This window comes from Thalassospira sp. MCCC 1A01148 (assembly GCF_001613795.1).
Classification (GTDB): domain Bacteria; phylum Pseudomonadota; class Alphaproteobacteria; order Rhodospirillales; family Thalassospiraceae; genus Thalassospira.
The window spans coordinates 1,277,600-1,300,058 of record NZ_LPVZ01000020.1 but is presented as its reverse complement, the minus strand read 5'-3'; the positions used below and the strand labels follow the sequence as shown (position 1 = coordinate 1,300,058).

The following is a 22,459-nucleotide window of genomic DNA, read 5'->3' as shown; positions in this document are numbered from 1 at the left end:
AGCTTGGTTCCGGTTCTGAACGGATCGTCAGAAGGTGCCGGAGCCGGTTTTGTGATTTCGTGAATTTTGTCCTGGGGCCTTTGCCCGAACGTTTTCCACGTCCTGCCTAACAAAACCTTATTTAATAAAAAAGGATGTTGTTTGTGAGTAGTTCCCTGTGGATAACAGGGATTAAATTTCACGCACAGTTTATTCACATTCCGACTCGGGAAAAATGATTCATCTCAACCGGTCTTGGGGAAAACTGTGTACGACTCCGACCGACTCCCGGACTCTGCCTTGGGAAAAGACGTTTTTGAATAATGGGGATAAGGTGAATAAGTCTGGTTTTTGCATTCTTATCCCTGTTATTACGGGAAAAATTTGGCACTTATCCCGCTCGGGACAGAGCACTTGAGAAAGTTTGTATGGGTGGGAGGATAATTCCTGTGGAAAAAATCGGGCCGGAGTCGCACCCGTTATCCACATTTATCCACAGGGCCGACTCCGATCCGCTAACTTCGGGTTGCGATAAAAACCTTATCCATCCGGTTAGTGATCGGTATTTTGAACAGCTGGATTGTTGTTTGAATAAAGTTTGAAAAATCGTTTGGTCGGCAAAAAGTGGATAAGATTCCGCTTGGTGATCAAAAATTGACCAAAGAAACGGACAGGCATGGTCGGGACGGACAAAATTTTCCATCTTCATCTGGTCTCGGATTCAACCGGGGAAACCGTTGATGGCATCGCGCGTGCCTGTGTTGCGCAGTTTCCCGATGTGCGTGCCCATGAACATGTCTGGTCGCTGATCCGAACCGACGCACAGCTGGCGCGTGTCTTGGCCGATATCGAACGCAATCCGGGAATTGTTCTTTATACGGTGTTTGACAAGGACATCCGCCGCAAGCTCGAAGAAGGCTGTCGTCGCTTGCAGGTGCCGCACAGCCACGTGCTTGATAATACGGTGACCATGATGGCCGGTTATCTGGGGCAGCAATCGCACGGCCGGACCGGCGCGCTTCACAAGATGGACGAGGAATATTTCAGCCGGATCGAGGCGATCGATTACACCCTGTCGCATGATGACGGGCAATCGGGCTGGGATCTGGAAGAAGCCGATGTGGTGATTGTCGGTGTCTCGCGTACGTCAAAAACACCGACATCTGTCTATCTGGCCAATCGCGGCATCAAAACGGCGAATATTCCGTTCGTGCCGGGCTGTCCATTGCCGCCGGAACTTGACGGGCTTAAAAAACCGCTGGTGGTCGGTCTGATCAAGGATGTTGATCAGCTGGTCTCGATCCGTAAAAACCGCCTGCGCCAGATCGAACGCGGCGAGGGCGGCGATTATGTTGATCCGGTCGCGGTGCGTGATGAAGTCCACCAGGCACGCCGGTACTTTACCGAACGCGGCTGGAAGATCATTAATGTCACCCGTCGCTCCATCGAGGAAACCGCGGCCATCATCTTATCAACCATGTATGACCGGCGCGGTCACTAGAAGCGCGGCCCGTAAACGAAGTCGCGCTCTCAATCAGGATAAAGCCATGCCCAATACCCATCGTCTTATTCTCGCATCCAGCAGCAAGGCCCGTCACAAAATGCTGGCCGATGCCGGTGTTGAATGCGAAGCCGTCGCCTCGATGATTGACGAGGATGGCTATAAACAGGCGATGAAGGCCGAAGGCGCAACGGCGGCCGAAGCCGCAGAGACGCTTGCGGAAATGAAGGCGCTTCGCATGTATCGCCAGCAACCTGATGCCATCGTGATTGCTGCCGATCAGATGCTGGAATGCAATGGCATCTGGTTTGACAAGCCGATGGACCGTGACAACACCCGCGCACAGCTTTTGTCGCTGCGCGGCAAAAGTCACAAGCTGGTTTCGGCCGCTGTTATATATAAGGAAGGCTCGCGCATCTGGGGCACGATTGATACCGCCCACCTTACCGTGCGCAACTTCACCGATGAATGGCTCGAAGAATACCTCGATGCCGCGGGTGAGGAGATTTATCACTGTGTCGGTGGCTATCAGCTTGAAGGTCTGGGCGCGCAGCTCTTTACCGAGGTGCGCGGCGATTACTTCACGGTTCTGGGCATGCCGCTCTTGCCGCTGATCGGCTTCTTGCGCGATCATGGCGTTCTAAAAGCATAAAAATCCAACTGATACCCAACTGATACAAAGCATTCAGGCAGGAAATATCGTTCGATGACTCCGCATCACACCTATCGCACCCTGACCGGAACCTCGCGCCTGGCGGGCGTAATGGGCTGGCCGGTATCGCATTCGAAATCACCACGTTTGCATGGTTACTGGCTGGCAAAATACGGCATTGATGGTTGCTATATGCCACTGCCCGTAGAGCCGAAAAACTTTCAGGCAGCCTTGATTTCCTTGCGTGATCTGGGTTTTTCCGGGGTCAATGTCACCATTCCGCAAAAGGAAATGGCGATGCCCCAATGTGATGAGCTTTCTGATCGCGCGCGGCGCATCGGGGCGGTCAATACTGTGACCTTCGCCAAGGATGGTCGTCTTCTGGGCGACAATACGGACGGCTTTGGCTTTATCGAAAACCTTCGGCAAGTCGCCCCGGAAATTGCTTTTGCCAGTGGTCCGGCGGTGGTGCTTGGGGCAGGCGGTGCGTGCCGTGCGGTGCTTGTCGCCTTGCTTGATGAAGGTAGTCCGGAAATCCGTCTGGCCAACCGGACCCGCAAACGCGCCGAAGACCTGGCCGCTGAGATGAATGATCCAAGGATCAAGGTTGTGGACTGGCCACTTTCCCCCGATGCGCTGGACGGCGCATCACTTGTTGTGAACACGACAAGCCTTGGCATGGTTGGTCAGCCCGCACTTGAGATTGATCTGGCCGGTTTGCCGCAAACCGCCCTTGTGACTGATATTGTCTATGCGCCGCTGATGACGGATCTTTTGGCGCAGGCCAGGGAACGCGGCAATCCGATTGTCGATGGCCTTGGCATGTTGCTCCATCAGGCACGACCGGGATTCCATCGTTGGTTCGGCATTGATCCGGAAGTGACCCAGGAACTGCGCGACTTCGTACTTTCGCCATATTAAGATCCGAAGGGTAATCTTAACATGAAAATTCTTGGGTTAACCGGCTCCATCGGAATGGGCAAATCAACCGCGGCGGCGATGTTTCGCACCCTTGGTGTGCCGGTTCACGATGCCGATGCCAGTATCCACGAATTGATGGCGCCAGATGGTTTGGGCTTTGATCCGATTGCCGCAGCTTTCCCCGATGTGATCACTGATGGCCGGATTGATCGACAGGCCTTGGGCAAGATCGCCTTTGCTGATCCGGCGGTTCTCAAAAAGCTTGAAACCATTTTGCATCCATTGGTGCGCGCGGCCGAAAACCGCTTTCTTGCCAAACAGCGCCGTCTGGGGCGCAAACTGGTTGTTCTTGATATTCCGCTTTTATATGAGACATCCGGTGAAAAACGCTGCGATCATGTCGCGGTTGTGACCGCGCCCGGGTTTGTTCAACGTCAGCGTGTTCTTTCGCGAGAGGGGATGACGGATGCAAAATTTTCCGCCATTCTGTCCAAACAGATGCCTGATACTGAAAAGCGAAAGCGCGCTGACTTCATCATCCCGACCGGCTTGGGACGCGCAGTGACTTTTCAATGTATTCAGGGCATTATTGACCAACTCAGTTGATCACTGGACCCAGAATACATGCGTGAGATTGTCCTCGATACCGAGACCACCGGCCTTGATCCCTATGCTGACCACAGACTGGTCGAAATCGGTTGTATCGAACTGATCAATCACATGCCGACAGGCCGTCAGTATCACCAGTACATCAATCCCCAGCGCCCCATGCCCAAAGAGGCATTCGACGTGCACGGTCTGGGTGATGACTTCCTCAAAGAGCAGCCGGTCTTTGCCGAGGTCGCCGATGATTTCATCGAGTTTATTGGCGATGATTCGGTTCTGGTCATTCACAATGCCAGCTTTGATATGAAGTTCCTGAATGCGGAACTTGAATGGCTGAACAAACCGCGCATTGCCATGGAACGCGCCCTTGATACCGTTCAGATGGCGCGCAAGAAATTCCCCGGATCCCCGGTCAGCCTTGATGCGCTGTGCCGCCGGTTCAAGATCGACAACTCCAACCGTACCCTTCACGGAGCCCTGCTTGACTCCGATCTGTTGGCCCAGGTCTATCTCGAACTGCTGGGGGGCCGTCAGCATGGCCTGTCGCTTGATCCCAACGCCTTGAACGGCGATCAGGATGATGAAAACGGCGGTCGCCGGGTTCTGGGCCCGCGTGGCAACCGGCTGGAACCAAGGCCGCACGTGATCAGCGAACAAGAGCTCACCGCCCACAGGGCCTATGTTGAAGCCAAGATCAAAGACGCCCTGTGGCTAGGAAAACAAGAGGCATAAGATGGGAAAATGGCAGTGGCCGAATGTGTGTTTCCCACAGCATTTCAAAAAATGCGTCCCCGGCCTTGCCATTGCCCTGTTCTTTACGACCGTTCTAAATATTGTACCGGCCAAAGCCGACGATGCCGGGGCCAAAGACATATCCGGCAACACTGCATTTGACGGCACATATGTCATTCATTTGTCGGAAAGTGCGCGTGCAGGCGCATCCGGTAGGCCGGAACCGGGCTATTTCGACAATCTTGCCATCGAACTGTTCACCCAAAGCGGCCTTGATATCGAATTCGTGCCCCAAATGCCGTGGAAACGGCAGATGGAAATTGCCGACCGCGAGGCGGGTCATGTGATCTATCCAACAACGCGTGTGGACTATCGCGAGGACGTTTTCAAATGGGTTGGCCCGGTCAGTCGAACAATCTGGAAACTTTACGGTTTTGAAAACAAGGGTTGGCCAGACATCGCGTTTGAAACGCTTCTGCGCGATGCCCGGATTGGCGTTTTGCTTGGCTCTGCGCGCGAGGCATATTTGCGCATGCGCGGGGCCGAACAGCTTGTCATGGTTCCGCGTGAAGAATTGCTGTTGCCGATGATGATGGCTGATCGCGTGGATCTGATCGCGATCGGTGGCAATATCCTGCGCCACTATATTGATCAGGCCCGCACCGAAAATCCCGACACGCCGGTCCCGGATGTGGCCGGCGCCTTGCCGTATCGCACCTGTTACCTTTACATCGCGATCAGCGGCGATGTGCCAGACAGTGATATCGCAAAACTCCAGACCCGGCTCGATACCTTTAAAACCAATGGTTTCTTTGTCGAAAACCGGCGTCAGAACGGATTATCGACCAATCTGGAAAGCTCGTTTCTCAAGGCGATGCTTGATCTTGATAATAATGGTGTGAGCTGCGTCGATTTGAACGGCATTGGTCCCTAAGGTCCCGACCTGCGGGGATCGCTATTGCCGGTTCTGTCTGTTTTTACCAAACAGTTTGTCGCCAGATGCCGAAATGAGCCACGGGCGCGGTTGCGCGAAAAGGAAGGACACGGCAATATGCCGCGAACATTCCTTGGTTGAGCGGGCTGTTGCGGACAGGTGATATCGAACAGATGATACAGCTTGGCGCACATGGATCGCGCCACTTGCATATTGTCTTGGTCGATGAGTCAGAAGAAACCAAATAAGCGACGCCGCACTGTCACGGATGATGAAAAGACCCTGTGGGAGGTCTTTACCCGTGACGTCAAACCCTTGCGCAAGAAAAAGCGCAAGGGCGGCGATGACGTGATCGCATCTGATGACGACATCCACACCAGCGATACCGCCATCACCTTGCCCGACAATCTTGGCGACAAGCTTGAACAGTCCGAGCAAAGCCGGGCAGCGCGCAATCTGCCATCGGCCCGCAATGCCGATCGTGGACCACAGATCAAAAATCGCCAGCTTTCGGAACTCCAACCTGGCGTCACCGACGGGATTGATCGCTCAACCGCCCAAAAATTCCAGAAAGGCAAGATGTCCATTGACGGGCGCATTGATCTGCATGGCATGACCCAGGACGTCGCCCATAATGCGCTCAATGCCTTTATCGAAGACAGCTGGCGGGCCGGAAAACGTTGCGTTCTCGTAATAACTGGCAAGGGATCAAGGCCCGATGAGTATGGCCGTACCGGTCTTTTGCGCGAACGCACCCCGCAATGGCTGAGCGCGCCGCGCCTGCGCAATCGCATTCTTGCCATTCATCAGGCCCAGATCCAGCATGGCGGGGCCGGGGCCTTTTATGTCTTGTTGAAACGGAGACGCCCGTGACACCTTTTGGCAATCGCATCAGGGAACTCCGTGCGCGCAACAACGTCACACTGACCGATATGGCAACCGCGCTTCAGCTGTCGCCAGCCTATCTGTCCGCCCTTGAACATGGCCATCGCGGACGGCCCAGCCCCGGTCTGGTGCAACAGATATGTGGCTATTTCAATCTGGTCTGGGACGAGGTCGATGACATCAAACGCCTTGCCCAGCTTTCGCACCCCAAGGTCACGGTCGATACCGCCGGTCTGGAACCGGCCGCAACCGAACTGGCCAATCTGCTTTCGGAACGGATTGCCGGGCTGAGCGACGATCAACTGGGTCGCATGCTTGAAATCGTGCGCGAACGCCCGGCCTAGGGATTGACGCACAGGCTTTGTTTGATATCCATGGCCGGGCCAGTGATATGCCAGTGATATGCCAGTGATATGCCAGTGATATTCTGGTGATGATGTGCCGGTGGTGACGTCGATCTGTTGCGATCCCGGGGCCTTGTTTCCGTAACTGTTGATCGAAATCCGGGTAATCACCGGCCAAAAGCGTGTTTTTTGTACAACGTGGGGGTCAAAATAGGTGATTTCTTCGAATCACGGTTTGACTATTACGATTTTCAAGGGTATCAATCGGTGGTGTTTCGATCCAGAAACATGAAAATACCTGCCTTTCTTGCAACTCCAAGGTTTCGAACCGTCCGCACGCCCCAGCAAAAGCCTGAGTGCCTTGCCTGACGGTCAACCGCACATCTTCTCTTCTATCTCCATAAAATCTTCGCCCTTTCGGCAACCACAGATCATTAAACGCACATATGCATCTTCAGGACCTTAAAAAGAAATCTCCGACCGAGCTGCTTGCTCTGTCTGATGAACTCGAAATCGAAAATGCCAGCACGCTCCGCAAGCAGGAGCTGATGTTTGCCATTCTCAAGCAGTTGGCCGAGAACGACCATGCCATCTTTGGTCAGGGCGTTCTTGAAGTACTGCCTGATGGTTTCGGTTTCCTGCGCAGCCCCGAGGCAAACTATCTTGCCGGCCCCGACGACATTTATGTCAGTCCGAGCCAGGTGCGGCGTTTTGGTCTGCGTACCGGTGATACGGTCGAAGGCCAGATCCGGTCGCCCAAGGAAGGCGAACGGTATTTCGCGCTGCTCAAGGTCGACAAGGTCAACTTCGATGCGCCGGAAAAAGTCCGTCATCGCGTCAACTTTGACAACCTGACCCCGCTGTATCCCGATCAGCCGCTGCACATGGAGCGTGAAATTGATCAGGAAGGCACGAACAAGGACACCACCAACCGCGTGATCGAGCTTGTCTCTCCGCTTGGTAAAGGTCAGCGTGCCCTGATCGTCGCACCGCCGCGTACCGGTAAGACCGTGATGCTGCAAAACATTGCGCACGCGATCGAGGAAAACCACCCGGAAGCCTATCTGATCGTTCTTCTGATTGACGAACGCCCGGAAGAAGTGACCGACATGGACCGTTCGGTAAAAGGTGAAGTCATTTCGTCGACCTTCGATGAACCGGCCCAGCGTCACGTTCAGGTCACCGAAATGGTTCTGGAAAAGGCCAAACGTCTGGTCGAACACAAGCATGATGTTGTCATCCTGCTGGACTCGATCACCCGTCTGGCGCGCGCCTATAACACTGTGGTTCCGAGCTCGGGCAAGGTCCTGACCGGTGGTGTTGATGCCAACGCGCTGCAGCGTCCGAAACGCTTCTTCGGTGCGGCCCGTAACATCGAAGAAGGTGGCTCTCTGACCATCATCGCGACCGCCCTGATCGATACCGGTTCGCGTATGGACGAGGTCATCTTTGAAGAATTCAAGGGTACCGGTAACTCCGAGCTTATCCTGGATCGCAAACTGTCTGACAAACGTATCTTCCCGGCGATTGATATCCTTAAATCGGGTACCCGTAAGGAAGAGCTTCTGGTCGACAAGAGCGTTCTGTCCAAGATGTGGGTGCTGCGTCGTATCCTCAACCCGATGGGTTCGCAGGACGCGATGGAATTCCTCCTTGGCAAGCTCAAGGGCACCAAGAACAACGACGACTTCTTCGATTCCATGAATGGCTGATGCCGTCCGGGCCTGAACGGCCTGTGACATGGATCGACCAAATCAAACGGGGCCCCACGACGGGCCCCGTTTTTTGTGTGCGGTCCGGACACGCCAGACCAGAACGCGGCAGTGTTTCACATGAAACGCTGCTGGCTTGGGATCGTATTTGTCCCGGTCATAGTGTCAGGCTTACTTCCGCCAGATCGCCATCAAGTTTCTGGCGATCCACACGCGCAGTGCCCGGCTCGATGGAAAAACTGTCATCTTCAAGATGAATGCCGATATGGTGCGTGCCGTAATTGAGCGTAATCGCCAGTGTGTTGGCAGCCGTGATTTCGCACACCACCGTTTCACCGGCCTCGATCCGGTTGGGCGGGGCGCTTTGCCAGCCATCCTTGGGGGCAAGGGCGCTCAGATGCAGCGGGGTCTCGGCGTTTTCATTCCACAAGGTCAGTTTCAGGCGCATTTCCTGTGACATTATTGGCCTCTCCCGGGTCATGGCTTTGCTGTCAGTCTATCCTGTTTGCCGCTGTTTTTCATGCACTTGCGCAATTTTCACTGCTGTTGGATGCATGAAGGCTTGAAACCACGCAAAAGCCGTGGGACTCTGGGCTTTCCGTTCACGACTGTATTGCGCTTGATGCAACTTCTACTCAAATCCGTTGATTTCGCCGCCCGTGCCCATCGCGACCAGCGTCGCAAAGGTGCTGCACAGGAACCCTATATCAATCACCCGATCGAGGTTTCCCGCCTGATTGTCGAATGCGAACCGCACACAGGGGAGGACATCCTTTGTGCCGCCGTTCTGCATGATGTGATTGAGGATTGCGGTGCGACGCGCGATGAAATCGCCGCCTGCTTTAACGACATCATCGCCGATATCGTGCTCGAAGTCAGTGATGACAAGGCCCTGCCACGTGACGAGCGCAAGGCAAAGCAGATCGAGACCGCCCCAAACCTGACCAGTGGGGCCAAACTGGTGCGTCTGGCCGACAAGGTCGCCAATGTCGGTGCGATGCTGACCGACACGCCGGTTGGCTGGGATGAAAGGCAGATACTGACCTATGTCGACTGGGCCGAAGCCGTCATCGCCCCATGCCGCGAAGTCAGTGACAACCTTTCGGATCGCTTTGACGCCATCGCACGCGATGTGCGGATCACCCACGGCAACTAAAAATCCGGTAAATGTTGAAATACCGGGCTTCTTACGCTGACTTGACGTCGCTTTGAACGTTATTTGACGTAGCTATCGGGGAAGGGCAGCTGTTCAACAGCCCGCCAGTCCGGCGTGACATAGTTGATAATCAGCGATTTCCGAATGCCAGGAATGGTCCGTTTTTCAAAGCCGTGCCAGGTATTGTTGGATGGCACAAAGATCAGGGCCGAGTTCGGCTTGAACGGCGATGCGCCGAAATGGGTATCGGCGTCCTTGTAGATATCGGTACCCAGCTTTTCATGACCCGGCTCGTCAGAAAGATAGAGCAACATGGTAAAGCGCTTTACGCCGATATCCGTATGCGGCTGCAGCCAGAAACCATCGCGATCCTGGGCAAATTCCAGTCGAATGCGGGAATCACTCAGATCGGCGCCAAACACTTCCTCGACCGTGTCGACAACTTCGCGGGAATGGAAGGCCTGCGCGATGTCATTGGCGGCCTCGAATTTCGCAATGTTTTCCTGATCGAAGTAACGACGGCTTGAATTGTTGGCTTCACGCGTGCCGGCATCATCGACCTCAAGAAACGGCGCGTCAATCGGAAGGGCGCAAACGGCTTCTGCCATGCCTTCTGGGAGGACATCTTCAAGGAACCAGTGCTGATATGGGTCCTGATAGGTTTTTGCCGATTTGAAGGCTGCGATGACAGATTGTTGTACTTTTGAAACAGACATTGCAGAGGTTCCATTATGCGAAGGCACAAGAAAAAAGCCGATCGCGCAATGTATCGGCTTTTTTGTGGAAGTTCCTAGACTTTTCTCGTCAGGATTGAAGGCGTATCACACGGTAAAGACGATCGAACCGTTGGTTTTGCGGCTTTCAAGATCGTCATGGGCCTTTGCGGCATCGGCAAGCGGGTAGGTCGCGGTGATGTCGATGGTGACAATGCCCGATTTCAGCACGTCAAACAGCTCACCGGCACTGGCCAGCAGCTCTTCACGGGTGGCGTTATAGTGGAAGATGCTCGGCCGGGTCAGGAAATAGGCCCCCGGGGCAAGCTGGGCAAGCGACACCGGCGGAACTGCACCCGATGACTGGCCAAAGCTGACCATCATGCCAAGCCGTTTGAGGCATTTAAGCGAATCCTCAAAGGTGTCTTTGCCCACTGAATCATAAACAACTTCAACGCCCTGGCCATCGGTGATTTCCTTGACCCGCTCCGAGACAACCTCTTCGCGATACAGGATCGGGTAATCACAGCCCTTGGCCTTGGCGATTTCGGCCTTTTCCTTGGAACCGACCGTTCCGATCACGGTGGCCCCCAGATGCTTGGCCCACTGGCAAACAATCTGGCCAACGCCGCCAGCCGCGGCATGGATCAGGATGGTGTCGCCCTTTTTGACCTCATAGGTCCGGCGCAAAAGATATTGCGCGGTCATGCCCTGAAGCATGGCGGCCGCGGCCAGTTCGAAACTGACATCATCGGGGATTTTCACCAGACCCTTGGCCGGCATCACGCGCGCCTCGGCATAGGCACCAAGCGGCTGTGCGGCGTAGGCCACGCGATCGCCCACGGCCAGATCCGTCACACCCGGACCGACTTCCTCAATGATACCAGCCCCTTCAAGCCCAAGGCCGGACGGCATGCTGGGTGCGGGATAGACGCCGGAGCGGAAATAGATATCGATATAGTTCAGCCCGACCGCCTTTTGCGCCAGGCGCACTTCGCCTTCGCCCGGTGCGCCAACTTCGACATCTTCAAATTTCAGAACATCACTGCCGCCGGTTTCGTGAAATCGGAATGCTTTCGTCATGGGTGACCTCCCTTTTTGCGTTTTGGAACGCACGTTTCGTCAATGAGGGCAGTGTAGGGCAGAAGCCTGTGATTTGCAGCAGGGGAAATACCGAAAATATCTTTGCGACAGGCCGTGCTTGATCGCAGCCATCCTGCTCCTGACATATCCTGTCATGGCAATCTGCTAGACTTGTTTTGTCGCAACAAGCTTGACCCGTTCATAAGGAAGGACAACGGCATTGACGGTTATCAGCCACATTACGCTCGGAACCAATGACAAGGCCCGCTCTGCGAAGTTTTACGACGCCGTTCTCGGTGCGCTGGGCTTCGAGCGATTGCCAAAACCCCCGGAAAAGCCACTGGCTTATGAGCGGGATAGACAGATGCCAACGATCTATATCTACAGCCCGGCAGACGGGCGCCCGGCAACATGGGGCAATGGTACTCATATCGCGTTTCAGGCGGACCAACGTGACATGGTCGATGCCTTTCACGCAGCGGCGCTCAAATACGGTGGCATGGACGAAGGCCAACCAGGCCTGCGTGCGCATTACGGCCCGAACTACTATGCTGCCTATGTCCGAGATCCGGATGGCAACAAGCTGCAAGCCGTGTGCTACGCCAAAGACTAAGTAATCGAAAACAAGGTTATAATGGCAGATCGCCCTGATCGTCGGGCAGGGGTAAATCAACACCCTCGATCTTTAAAAGCGCACGCTTGGTTTCAAGCCCGCCATGGCCGGAATAGCCGCCCGGCTTGTCGCCCGCAGCCAGAACGCGGTGACAGGGGATCATGATCGGAATCGGGTTTAATCCGCACGCCGTGCCAACCGACTGGAACGCCTTGGGCGATCCGGCCATCGCCGCCAGATCCTTGTAGGTCGCGGTTTTGCCGCACGGGATCTTGCACATGGCAGCCCAGACCGCCTTTTGAAATTCTGTTCCGTCAGGGGCGAGTGGCAAATCAAAGCTGTGCAAGCGCCCTGCGAAATAGGCAGTAAGCTGCTTTTGGGCTTCTTCAAGCACCGGGGTGCTTTCAACCTCGTCAACAAAACCCCAATCAAGCGCAACGATTTGATCTTCAAATGCGAAAACCGTAATTGCGCCGACGGGGCTGTTGATCGAGATTTGCGGCATGGTGGCGTCTTTCGTGCGGTGGATCTGGTTTGGGTGTTTTGGGGCTGTTGGGGGGCTATGCGGTCTTGGCTGGCAAATCTGCAAGCAGTTTGGTCAGCTCATCGGCACTTGTGACCGGGGCCGAGCAAACCGGACCCTGACAGACATAGGCGGTTTCCTTGCCGTCAATCGCGGTCTTGCCCTGGGCCGGATGGCCGTCGGGCAGGGGATCACCGTCAGACAGGATCGTGATGGCGCGGTTGGGCAGATAACTGCCAAAAATGGCGCGGCGCATATCAAGATAGGTCTGGCTGCGATCCTTGGCGATCAGAACGATCTGCACCGGATTTTGCAGCATTTCAGCTGCCATCATAAGGCCGGGCATGTTCGGGAATTGCTCGCTGATCCGCCCGCCAAAGGCCGCAAGGGTGATTTCGGCCTGATCACGGTATTGCGCATCGCCGGTCAGGGCATAAAGCTTGGCCAGATTCTGGGCCATGATCGCATTGCCCGATGGCACGGCGTTATCCATGAAGGGTTTTTGGCGCACGACAAGGTCACTGGCATCCGATGCCGACTGGAAATAGCCGCCCTTGGCATCGGCAAACAGGGTTTCGACCGCAGCCGACCACCGGATGGCTTCATTAAGATAGGCATCCTCGCCAAAGCATTCATAAAGCCTGAGTGCCGCGCGGATCATATGCGCATAGTCTTCCAGCATTCCGGCATGCTGCACACGACTATTACGATAGCTGTGCAGGAAGCGGTCATCCTTCATCAGGGTGTTGATCACAAAGCCATAAGCAAGCTTGGCATAATCCAGCCAGTCGGCCCGGTGGAAGGTCATCGCCGCCTCGGCAAAGGCGGCAATTGTCATGGCGTTCCAGTCGGTCAGCGCCTTGTCATCCCATCCCGGGCGAATGCGTTTTGCCCGTTCGGTCAGAAGCTTGTCCCGAAGCTCGGCCAGCTTTTCCTCGGTCGCGTCATCGGCAAGCGCCAATCCTGATGCAGTACGATTAAGGATATTCTGGCCTTCCCAGTTGCCACCCGCGGAGACGTCATAGAATTTCTTGAACAGTTCGGCGTCCGCGCCCAGGATCTGGTCAATTTCATCTTCGGACCAGACATAGAACTTGCCTTCCACCCCTTCGCTGTCGGCATCAAGGCTTGCGGTAAAGGCGCCACCGGGAATGCGCATTTCGCGCAGGATCCAGGTAATGGTTTCCTCGACCCGCTTGGCATAAAGCGGATTGGGATCAACCCGCCAGACATCACACAAAAGATCAATCAGCTGGGCATTGTCGTACAGCATCTTTTCGAAATGCGGCACCAGCCACTGGTCATCGACGGCATAGCGGGCAAAACCGCCACCCAGATGATCATAAATGCCGCCCTGGCACATGCGATCCAGGCTGTGTTTGACGATGCGTTTCAGCCCGTCATCATCGGTGCGCACACCGGTGCGCCAGATATAGGACAAAAGACAGGGCTGAGGGAATTTCGGCGCGCCTGATGTGCCGCCATTTTCCCCGTCCATGATCTGCACGCAGCCATGGCCGCAGCGATCAATCATCTCAAGGCTGGGGACCGCGCCAACTGCCGCACTGTTCATCTTGATCAGCGCGTTGGAAATCTGGCTGACATTGTGGCGGACATCATCGGGTTTTTCGGCATATATCTTGGCGACGGTCTTAAGCACATCGCCAAATCCCGGCCGGCCATAGCGCGCTTCCTTGGGGAAATAGGTCCCGCCCCAGAACGGCTCGCCATCCGGGGTCAAAAACATGGTCAGTGGCCAGCCACCCTGTTGGCTCAGAAGGGCCAGCGCGTTCTGATAAAGCGCATCAAGGTCGGGGCGTTCTTCGCGGTCGAGCTTGATATTGATGAAAAGCTCGTTCATCAGGGCGGCGATGCCCTCATCCTCAAAGCTTTCATGCGCCATGACGTGGCACCAGTGACACGCCGCATACCCGACCGACAGCAGGATTGGCTTGTTGGCCTCCTTTGCCGCAGCAAGGATTTCGCTGCTCCAGGGCTGCCAATGCACCGGGTTGTCGCGATGCTGAACAAGATAGGGGCTGGTTTCCGAACCAAGATTGTTGCGTGCGAGTTCCATTTTGTGTCCTGTGCCATCCATTGGCGGATGACTTTATTGTTTGCGGTAGCGCGATCTGCAATCACGCGCCAGTCATCAGTGCTGGCAATGCTTTATTAGGCTATTTACGTGATTCTAAGGGTTATGCCGTCATTCATAAAGGCAAATGGCCGGAATCTTTTATCGCAATATTGTGAAAGTTGCGGTCGCGGCCTGACGTTACCTTCCATATGGTAGGGACGGGGCGTGTTATTATGATTGCCGCGGGCTTGCTTGTGGGGATAATGGCCCCGCCAGACAAAAAAGACAGAGATCGACAAAGAGAACAGTTCAGGAGATCAGGGCGATGAAAGTAACCGTGAACATTGATTGCACGCCAGAAGAGGCACGGACCTTCTTTGGCCTTCCTGATGTTCAGCCGATGCAAAAGGCGATGATGCAAGATATCGAAGACCGCATGAAAGCCAATCTGGCGGCGATGGACCCGGAAACCATGCTCAATACCTGGCTGCCACAGGGCATCCAGAACTGGGAACAGCTTCAGAAAGCCTTCTGGGGCCAGTTCAATGCGGGTACCGGCACCGGTGACAAGGACAAAGGCTAGGCAGACCCGATATCATGCGTGAACACTACTATCAGGCACATGTATTCGTGTGCCAGAACGAACGCCCGGCCGGCCATGAACGCGGATGCTGCAATTCAAAGGGTGCGACCAGACTTCGCAATTACATGAAGGTGCGCGCCAAGGAACTTGGCCTGCCGCAGACCCGGATTAATACCGCCGGATGCCTTGATCGCTGCGAACTTGGCCCGGTGATGGTGGTCTATCCCGAAGGCACCTGGTATCGCTACGAGACGATGGAAGACATCGAGGCGATCCTCAATGACCATCTGATCGGTGGCAAGATCGTTGAACGGTTGCGGCTTACCCCCGATCAATAATCCGCCGACCCATAAGTCATTAATTGTGAAAACCGGCCTGTGACAGCTGCATGGCCGGTTTTTTATGTGCAGTGGTGCTCGCGGCGGTGGATGCCCGCCTGCGCGGGCATGACGGAGGGGGGTCATGTCCTCGGACCGTATGCGGCGCTCGGGATGCTGCTCCGGCGCGGCCTGGGCCTGCCATGCTCACTCCTGAGTGACAGCAAAGACGGTTTCCCCATGCTTGCCACACACCGTCACCCCCGCCAAGGCGGGGGTCCATGACGGGGCGAGGGCGGTGAATCGGGTAGTGGCGGTTGCCAAAGCGCACTTCAAGATCCGATCAACCAACGAAAGGTCATTAAACCCCTGTTGGTTATTTTCTGCCATATGTTGACCTTTGCCGCTGTCTGGACGATATCCTCCTCAGCAACGCAACCGCATTTTCAGAACTGACGGACCCGCCATGATTGCCAGCCGAGAAACCATTTTTGCCCTGTCCTCCGGCGCGGGGCGTGCCGGTGTTGCCGTGATTCGATTATCCGGGCCACGTTCGGGGGCGGTGCTGTGTGCGTTATTGGGCCGCGATACCATGCCCAAACCGCGTCATGCGATCTATGCCCCGATCCGCGATCCCAAGTCGCACGAACGGCTTGATGATGCGGTGGCGATCTATTTCGAAGGCCCGGCAAGCTTTACCGGCGAAGACGTGGTTGAACTGCATGTCCATGGCGGGCGGGCCGTGATCGAAGGGGTGCTCGATTGCCTGTCACGTCAGGACGGTTTGCGCGTGGCCGATCCCGGCGAATACACAAGACGCGCCTTTGAAAACGGCAAGATGGATCTGACCTCGGCCGAGGGCATTGCCGATCTGATTGACGCCGAAACATCTGCCCAGCGCCGTCAGGCGGTACGCCAGATGGCCGGTGAGCTGGGCACGCTTTATGAAGGCTGGCGCGCGCGTTTGATGAAGGCATTGGCCCATATCGAGGCCGATATTGATTTCCCCGACGAAGATTTGCCCGATGGCATTGTGCCGGTGGTACGCGGTGATCTGATGAGTGTGTTTGACGAGATCAAAAAACACCTTGCCGATAATCGTCGCGGCGAACGGCTGCGCGAAGGGTTCCAGATCGTCATCCTTGGTGCGCCCAATGCCGGTAAGTCAAGTTTGCTCAACCGGCTTGCACAGCGTGATGCCGCCATCGTGTCCGAGATCGCGGGGACCACGCGTGACATGATCGAAGTCCATCTGGATCTGGGGGGCTTCCCGGTGACCATGGTCGATACGGCGGGTCTGCGCGAAAGCGGTGACGTGATTGAATCAGAGGGTGTCCGCCGGGCGACGGAGCGGGCCGAAAATGCCGATTTGCGCCTGGTGGTGATTGATCGCAACGACTGGCCGAACATTGATCCGGAGGCCGCGCGTCTGATCGATGACAAGACACTTATTCTGATCAACAAGGTCGATGCGACCGACAGCCTTGATATCCCGGCAAGCTGGGAGGGAACATCCGCAGATGGCCGTGCACTGGAGCTTCCCGTTTTGGCCATATCGGCCATGACCGGGCAGGGGATGGAAAGCCTCTTGCAACTGCTGGAGACTCGCGTAAAAGAGGGGCTCGATTTTGCCGGGCCCGTGCCGCTGACACGGCTGCGCCATCGGCGGGCACTTGAAAGTGCCAGCGATCATCTGGATCGCGGATTGCAGACCGATATCGCGGAACTGGCGGCCGAGGATGTACGCCTCGCTGTTCGCGAAATCGGCAAGATTACCGGACGCGTCGATGTGGAAGACTTGCTCGATATTATCTTCGGGGACTTCTGTATCGGCAAATAGAGTTAGGGAAGAGTCGTTAGACTTGGTCCCAGCCAATGTTTCACGTGAAACATTCGTCACAAGGTTGACCATATACGCCTATTCGAACCAAACAAGGTTCACGCCCGCCGCATGACAAGCAGCGGGGATTGAGTGAGGAAGTCGATGTCACAGAACGTGCCAAATAACCGCTTTGACGTCATCGTGGTCGGCGGGGGACATGCCGGATGCGAAGCCGCAGCTGCCGCTGCGCGCATGGGTGCATCCACGGCACTGGTCACCCACCGTGCGGATCGCATCGGGGAAATGTCATGCAACCCGGCCATCGGTGGTCTGGGCAAGGGGCATATGGTGCGCGAAGTTGATGCGCTTGACGGTGTGATGGGCCGCGCGATTGACCGTGCGGGCATCCAGTTCCGGATGCTCAATCGTTCCAAGGGCCCCGCCGTGCGCGGGCCGCGTGCGCAAGCCGATCGCAAGCTGTATCGCCAGGCGGTGCAGGATATCCTTGCTGAGCAGGAAAACCTCACCATTCTTGAAGGCGGTGTCGAGGACCTGATCATTGATGACCAAAACCGTGTTAAGGGTGTTGTCATCGGTGATGGGTCCGAATACCTGGCCGGGGCGGTGGTGCTGACCACGGGTACCTTCCTCAATGGTTTGATCCATATTGGCGAGAAATCCGAACCGGCCGGTCGTATGGGCGATGCGCCGGCAACCGGACTGTCCGATACGTTGGCAAAATACGAATTCCGATTAGGACGTTTGAAAACCGGAACCCCGGCCCGCCTTGATGGCCGGACCATCGACTGGGCCAGCCTGCAGGAACAGCCGGGCGACACGCCACCCGATCCGTTTTCCTTCCTGACCAAGGAAATCACGGTGCCGCAGATTCCCTGCCACCTGACCTGGACGACCGAAGCGACCCACGAAATTATTCGTGCCAATCTCGACCGCGCGCCGATGTATAGCGGCAAGATCCAAAGCAGCGGTCCGCGCTATTGCCCGTCCATCGAAGACAAGGTCGTGCGCTTCGCCGAGAAAAATCAGCATCAGATTTTCCTTGAGCCCGAAGGCCTCGATGATTCGACGGTTTATCCGAACGGTATTTCAACCTCGCTTCCCGAAGACGTTCAGCTTGCCATGCTGGCCACCATTCCGGGTCTGGAAAAGGTCGAGATTTTCCGTCCGGGCTATGCGGTGGAATATGACTTCGTCGATCCGCGCGAGTTGCGCCATACGCTGGAAACCAAGAAGGTCGCAGCCCTGTTCTTTGCTGGTCAGATCAATGGCACCACTGGCTATGAAGAAGCCGCCGGGCAGGGGCTGATTGCCGGTGTGAATGCTGCCCTGATTGCCGGTGGAACTGAGCGCGAGTTTGTTCTGGATCGCGCCGATGCCTATATCGGCGTGATGATCGATGATCTGGTCACCCTTGGCACGCGCGAGCCGTATCGCATGTTTACCTCACGAGCGGAATACCGCCTGATGCTACGCGCCGATAATGCCGATCAGCGTCTGACGGATCGCGGTCTTGATATTGGCTGCATCGCATCGATCCGTGAACAGGCGTGGGGTGCCAAGAAATTGGCCCTGAATGCTGCCAAGACCGAAGTATCTGAACTGACCGAAACCCCGAATGGTTTGGCCAAGTTTGATATCAAGATCAATCAGGATGGCGTGCGCCGGTCGGCCTATGACCTGCTGGCCTATCCCGATATTGATTTCGATACTCTGACCAAGGTCTGGCCGCAGCTGGGTGCCCTTGATCCGGCGATCAAGGAACAGGTTTCGATTGATGCCCAGTACAAAGGGTATCTTGATCGTCAGGCGGCTGACATTGCTGCCTTCCGCCGGGACGAGGAATTGCGCCTGCCGCGCGGGCTTGATTTTGATAAGGTTGGTGGACTGTCGGCAGAGATCCGGTTGAAGCTGAAAGAAATCCAACCGGAAACCATCGGGGCAGCATCGCGCATTCCCGGCGTTACCCCGGCAGCGGTCACCGCGCTGCTCGGTCATATCAAAAGCCACAAGCACCAGACCGCGACTGCAACCCGCACCGCCTGATCGGTCGGTGCATATCGTGGGCCTGCAAGCACATATATATAAAGTGTCGATAACCGACACATCCGACCCAAATTCAGACACCCGGCCAAGCCATTGGCCGGGTGTTGTCGTATCGGGATTCTCCGTCCCGGAAACCTGACTGTGATTGTGTCCGTCTGCACGGATATACAGATGGGACCATGAACGTGGGCGAGCAGGGGTAGGCTGGACCTACACTCTCGTTACATTGATCTCTGCCGAGTCGCCGGGGATTGTCTCGGCGGATCGGTACGACTCGGCTGACGACGGACGGTCGGGGTACAAACTTCCTCGATTATGCGGTGAAATTGACCCGGTGCGATCCATTTTGATGGTGGGAATGTTTCACGTGAAACATTCGACGCTGTTTTGGGGTGTTTTATCACATCCGACGCGGGCAAAAACACAAAACCGTAAAAATCAAGACTGGAGTGTTTTTGTGGCTCGGCCTATAAATCAAATATGCAAACAATTTCCACACCCGTAAAAACCTGGTTCGAGCAGGATTTGAATGTTTCACGTGAAACATTGGACCGACTGAACCAGTATGCAGACCTCGTCGTGAAGTGGCAGCCACGGATTAATATCGTCGGCGCCAGCACGGCCGAAGACGTTTGGGGACGTCATTTACAGGATTCCGCACAGCTTTGGCCGTATCTTGAGGACATCGCCGCAACCGGCAAAATCGTTGATTTTGGATCGGGTGCCGGCTTCCCGGGTATCGTTCTGGCGATCCTTGGGGCCAATAACGTCACCCTGATGGAATCCAACACCAAAAAAACCGTCTTTCTCATGGAAGCTGCCCGGGTGTGCGGTGTGCTGGGTCAGACCGAAATTGCCCGCGAACGGATTGAGGCTGCGGCACCACGCCAGGCCGATGTGATTACGGCGCGCGCCTTTGCGCCCTTGCCCAAGCTTTTGGAGCTGGGGCAGCGCCATTTGAAAGACGGTGGCCATTATGTGTTGCTAAAGGGACGTGCCTTTGAGGATGAGCTGGCGGACGCACGGGACGCTGGTTGGACATTTGATGTAACCACGCATGCCAGCCTGGTCGATCCGGACGGTGTCGTGATGATCTTAAAAGGAGTGGGCCGGTGACGGATGTTATTGATTTGCCGCTTTCGACGAAATCAGAGGGTGCCAAGGCCGGGGATAGAAATCATCGTCCGCGCATCATCGCCGTGGCCAACCAGAAGGGCGGTGTTGGCAAGACCACCACAACGATCAATCTGGCAACCGCACTGGCGGCGGTGAACCAGCGGGTTCTGATTGTCGACCTTGATCCGCAGGGCAATGCCAGTACCGGTTTGGGCCTGCGTCCGTCCGACCGCGAAATCAGTTCTTATGATGTGCTGATTAATGGCAACACGCTTGAAGAGGCACGCAAGGAAACCACGATCCCGCGGCTGAGCATCGTGCCGTCGGGCATGGACCTTTCGGGGGCGGAGATCGAGCTGGTTGATTTCGAACGTCGCGAGACGCAGCTTAAAGATTCGCTCGGTAAATTGCCGCAGGATGTTGATTACGTCCTGATCGACTGCCCGCCGTCTCTGGGTCTTTTGACCCTGAATGCGCTGGTGGCATCCGATGCGGTTCTGGTGCCGTTGCAATGTGAATTCTTTGCCCTTGAAGGGATCAGCCATCTGGTCCGCACCATCAAGCGGGTCAAAAAGGCGTTCAACCCGAACCTTGAAATTCAGGGCATTGTCCTGACCATGTATGACAAGCGCAACAACCTGTCAGCCCAGGTGGCCAATGATGTGCGCGATTATTTCGGGGATGTTGTGTATCGCACGGTGATTCCGCGCAATGTGCGCGTTTCCGAAGCACCGAGCCACGGAACGCCGGTGCTGGTTTATGACATGAAGTGCCCGGGTTCACGGGCCTATTTGAATTTGGCGAGCGAAGTCCTGAAACGCGAAGGGGTAAAAGCATGAGCGAAGCAAAAAAACGCGGCTTGGGAAGGGGACTGTCTGCACTTCTGGGTGAAGAGGACGAAGAAGTTGCTGTTGCCGCCAGTGGCGATAGCGCCGAAGCGGCCCATCCGGGACCGGGCGGGACGACGCAGCATATTGCGATTACTGATCTGAAACCGTCACCGTTTCAGCCGCGCAGTAACTTTGATGATGACGCGATTGATGATCTGGCGGCATCGATCCGCGAAAAAGGCATCATTCAGCCGATTCTCGTACGTGCATCGTCAACGGGTGAAACCACCTATGAAATCATTGCCGGTGAGCGTCGCTGGCGTGCGGCACAACGTGCACAGCTTCATGAAGTGCCGGTCTTGGTGCGCGAATTTGATGACCGCGAAACGGCCGAAATTGCCCTGATTGAAAACCTGCAGCGTCAGGATCTGTCGCCGCTGGAAGAGGCCGAAGGCTATAACCGCCTGATGAGCGAATTTTCCCACACGCAGGAAGCACTTGGCCAGGCACTGGGCAAAAGCCGTAGCCATATTGCCAACAGCCTGCGTTTGCTGGGCCTGCCGGCACCAATCAAGCAGATGCTGTCTGACAAGGTTCTGAGCTCTGGCCATGCGCGTGCGCTTTTGGGCGCAGAAAACGCGGTCGAGCTTGCCGGTCAGATCGTCAAGAAGGGCTTGAACGTTCGTCAGGCCGAAAAACTTGTCAAAACCGATGGCGGCAAGGCCACGCGTCCGAAGAAGTCATCGGGTAGTGCAGCAGCCGAAAAAGACCCAGATACGGTAGCTCTGGAACGTGACCTTAGCAATATGTTGGGGTTGGCGGTCAATATCGACTTTGACGGGGCGTCTGGCAAAATCTTGATCCGGTATGACACGCTTGAGCAGCTTGATGACATCCTGCAGCGCCTGACCCATGGAAAGGCAAGTGAACTTGGCGAGGATGAGGTCGCGGTGAGTTCGGCGGATGGCGATGAGAACGAATTCGATTCGATGTTTATCGAAGATGACGACTCGGACGATGATCTGACCGCAGAACTTGAAACCATTGCCGATGCGACGCTTCCCGAAGGCGAAGACGATGATTTCGTAATTGAAGGGCCCGAAGGCGATGATCCGATCGAAAGCGAAGAAGTCAGCGAAGAAGCGCTTGATGATCTGATCGCCGAGGAGGTTACAGATGGCACGGGAAAAAAGCCGTAACCAGAACCAGCATGAAAGATCTTGATCGCGAAAAGATCGATCAACTCAAGAAGCTTAAAGAAGAAGATGCGAAATCACGCCGGGGATCGGTAGAGGT

General features: G+C 55.7%; 24 protein-coding genes. 19 read left to right on the top strand and 5 right to left on the bottom strand.

Annotated elements, in window-relative coordinates; genetic code table 11:
* Nucleotides 1-655: 655 nt before the first annotated feature.
* From AUQ43_RS15395 to rho, 10 genes are all read left to right on the top strand, one after another.
* The gene (locus AUQ43_RS15395) at nucleotides 656-1,480 is read left to right on the top strand and encodes a pyruvate, water dikinase regulatory protein (protein ID WP_062957074.1); all 825 of its coding nucleotides are present in this window, start codon (nucleotides 656-658) and stop codon (nucleotides 1,478-1,480) included.
* Between the two features lie 46 nt (nucleotides 1,481-1,526).
* Nucleotides 1,527-2,132, top strand: a complete 606-nt coding sequence (locus AUQ43_RS15390; protein WP_062957073.1) for a nucleoside triphosphate pyrophosphatase — start codon at nucleotides 1,527-1,529, stop codon at nucleotides 2,130-2,132.
* A gap of 54 nt (nucleotides 2,133-2,186) precedes the next feature.
* On the top strand, nucleotides 2,187-3,053 hold the full coding sequence (locus AUQ43_RS15385) for a shikimate dehydrogenase (protein ID WP_062957072.1): 867 nt from the start codon (nucleotides 2,187-2,189) through the stop codon (nucleotides 3,051-3,053).
* Between the two features lie 21 nt (nucleotides 3,054-3,074).
* Nucleotides 3,075-3,659, top strand: a complete 585-nt coding sequence (gene coaE, locus AUQ43_RS15380; RefSeq protein ID WP_062957071.1) for a dephospho-CoA kinase — start codon at nucleotides 3,075-3,077, stop codon at nucleotides 3,657-3,659.
* Between the two features lie 18 nt (nucleotides 3,660-3,677).
* Nucleotides 3,678-4,391, top strand: coding sequence for a DNA polymerase III subunit epsilon (dnaQ, locus tag AUQ43_RS15375; RefSeq protein WP_062957070.1), 714 nt, complete (start codon nucleotides 3,678-3,680; stop codon nucleotides 4,389-4,391).
* A 1-nt stretch (nucleotide 4,392) separates the two neighbouring features.
* Complete coding sequence (locus tag AUQ43_RS15370) at nucleotides 4,393-5,325, top strand: ABC transporter substrate-binding protein (RefSeq protein ID WP_062957069.1); 933 nt, start codon at nucleotides 4,393-4,395, stop codon at nucleotides 5,323-5,325.
* A gap of 137 nt (nucleotides 5,326-5,462) precedes the next feature.
* The gene (locus AUQ43_RS20695) at nucleotides 5,463-5,573 is read left to right on the top strand and encodes a hypothetical protein (protein ID WP_348657885.1); all 111 of its coding nucleotides are present in this window, start codon (nucleotides 5,463-5,465) and stop codon (nucleotides 5,571-5,573) included.
* On the top strand, nucleotides 5,551-6,198 hold the full coding sequence (locus tag AUQ43_RS15365) for a Smr/MutS family protein (RefSeq protein WP_062957068.1): 648 nt from the start codon (nucleotides 5,551-5,553) through the stop codon (nucleotides 6,196-6,198). The genes AUQ43_RS20695 and AUQ43_RS15365 overlap by 23 nt, the downstream gene beginning before the upstream one ends.
* Entirely contained in the window at nucleotides 6,195-6,554 is a 360-nt protein-coding gene (locus AUQ43_RS15360; protein ID WP_062957067.1) for a helix-turn-helix domain-containing protein, read from the top strand. Before AUQ43_RS15365 ends, AUQ43_RS15360 begins: the two co-directional genes overlap by 4 nt.
* 446 nt (nucleotides 6,555-7,000) lie before the next feature.
* Nucleotides 7,001-8,266: a transcription termination factor Rho gene (gene rho / locus AUQ43_RS15355; RefSeq protein ID WP_062957066.1), complete on the top strand. Its 1,266-nt coding sequence runs from the start codon at nucleotides 7,001-7,003 to the stop codon at nucleotides 8,264-8,266.
* Between the two features lie 157 nt (nucleotides 8,267-8,423).
* On the opposite strand, the gene AUQ43_RS15350 is transcribed toward rho, so the two are convergent.
* Nucleotides 8,424-8,726 (bottom strand): hypothetical protein, encoded by a 303-nt coding sequence (locus tag AUQ43_RS15350; RefSeq protein WP_062957065.1) that lies wholly within the window; start codon nucleotides 8,724-8,726, stop codon nucleotides 8,424-8,426.
* Between the two features lie 162 nt (nucleotides 8,727-8,888).
* Here AUQ43_RS15350 and AUQ43_RS15345 point away from each other — a divergent pair, with 162 nt between their 5' ends.
* Entirely contained in the window at nucleotides 8,889-9,422 is a 534-nt protein-coding gene (locus AUQ43_RS15345) for an HD domain-containing protein (RefSeq protein ID WP_062957358.1), read from the top strand.
* Nucleotides 9,423-9,481: 59 nt separating this feature from the next.
* Here the strand turns inward: AUQ43_RS15345 and AUQ43_RS15340 are convergent, their stop codons facing one another.
* Both AUQ43_RS15340 and AUQ43_RS15335 read right to left on the bottom strand, forming a co-directional pair.
* Nucleotides 9,482-10,138 carry a 2OG-Fe(II) oxygenase gene (locus tag AUQ43_RS15340; RefSeq protein WP_062957064.1) on the bottom strand — a complete coding sequence of 219 codons (657 nt, stop codon included), beginning with the start codon at nucleotides 10,136-10,138 and terminating at the stop codon, nucleotides 9,482-9,484.
* Nucleotides 10,139-10,243: 105 nt separating this feature from the next.
* Nucleotides 10,244-11,218 (bottom strand): quinone oxidoreductase, encoded by a 975-nt coding sequence (locus AUQ43_RS15335; protein ID WP_062957063.1) that lies wholly within the window; start codon nucleotides 11,216-11,218, stop codon nucleotides 10,244-10,246.
* Between the two features lie 220 nt (nucleotides 11,219-11,438).
* Between AUQ43_RS15335 and AUQ43_RS15330 the strand changes: the two genes are divergently transcribed.
* Nucleotides 11,439-11,831: a VOC family protein gene (locus tag AUQ43_RS15330; protein ID WP_062957062.1), complete on the top strand. Its 393-nt coding sequence runs from the start codon at nucleotides 11,439-11,441 to the stop codon at nucleotides 11,829-11,831.
* Nucleotides 11,832-11,847: 16 nt separating this feature from the next.
* Here the strand turns inward: AUQ43_RS15330 and AUQ43_RS15325 are convergent, their stop codons facing one another.
* A complete protein-coding gene (locus AUQ43_RS15325; protein WP_062957061.1) occupies nucleotides 11,848-12,336 on the bottom strand; it encodes a methylated-DNA--[protein]-cysteine S-methyltransferase in 489 nt (162 codons plus the stop codon).
* 55 nt (nucleotides 12,337-12,391) lie between these two features.
* A complete protein-coding gene (locus AUQ43_RS15320) occupies nucleotides 12,392-14,431 on the bottom strand; it encodes a thioredoxin domain-containing protein (RefSeq protein ID WP_062957357.1) in 2,040 nt (679 codons plus the stop codon).
* 325 nt (nucleotides 14,432-14,756) lie between these two features.
* Here AUQ43_RS15320 and AUQ43_RS15315 point away from each other — a divergent pair, with 325 nt between their 5' ends.
* The 7 genes from AUQ43_RS15315 (at nucleotide 14,757) to AUQ43_RS15280 (ending at nucleotide 22,362) form a co-directional block, all read left to right on the top strand.
* Nucleotides 14,757-15,014, top strand: coding sequence for a DUF6489 family protein (locus AUQ43_RS15315; RefSeq protein ID WP_062957060.1), 258 nt, complete (start codon nucleotides 14,757-14,759; stop codon nucleotides 15,012-15,014).
* Nucleotides 15,015-15,028: 14 nt separating this feature from the next.
* Nucleotides 15,029-15,352: a ferredoxin gene (locus AUQ43_RS15310; protein ID WP_062957059.1), complete on the top strand. Its 324-nt coding sequence runs from the start codon at nucleotides 15,029-15,031 to the stop codon at nucleotides 15,350-15,352.
* Between the two features lie 445 nt (nucleotides 15,353-15,797).
* The gene (mnmE, locus tag AUQ43_RS15300) at nucleotides 15,798-17,171 is read left to right on the top strand and encodes a tRNA uridine-5-carboxymethylaminomethyl(34) synthesis GTPase MnmE (protein WP_062957057.1); all 1,374 of its coding nucleotides are present in this window, start codon (nucleotides 15,798-15,800) and stop codon (nucleotides 17,169-17,171) included.
* 144 nt (nucleotides 17,172-17,315) lie between these two features.
* Complete coding sequence (mnmG, locus tag AUQ43_RS15295) at nucleotides 17,316-19,217, top strand: tRNA uridine-5-carboxymethylaminomethyl(34) synthesis enzyme MnmG (protein ID WP_062957056.1); 1,902 nt, start codon at nucleotides 17,316-17,318, stop codon at nucleotides 19,215-19,217.
* 480 nt (nucleotides 19,218-19,697) lie between these two features.
* Complete coding sequence (gene rsmG / locus AUQ43_RS15290) at nucleotides 19,698-20,333, top strand: 16S rRNA (guanine(527)-N(7))-methyltransferase RsmG (RefSeq protein WP_062957055.1); 636 nt, start codon at nucleotides 19,698-19,700, stop codon at nucleotides 20,331-20,333.
* A 14-nt stretch (nucleotides 20,334-20,347) separates the two neighbouring features.
* Nucleotides 20,348-21,172 carry a ParA family protein gene (locus AUQ43_RS15285; RefSeq protein WP_062957356.1) on the top strand — a complete coding sequence of 275 codons (825 nt, stop codon included), beginning with the start codon at nucleotides 20,348-20,350 and terminating at the stop codon, nucleotides 21,170-21,172.
* A complete protein-coding gene (locus tag AUQ43_RS15280; protein WP_062957054.1) occupies nucleotides 21,169-22,362 on the top strand; it encodes a ParB/RepB/Spo0J family partition protein in 1,194 nt (397 codons plus the stop codon). Before AUQ43_RS15285 ends, AUQ43_RS15280 begins: the two co-directional genes overlap by 4 nt.
* Nucleotides 22,363-22,459: the final 97 nt, after the last annotated feature.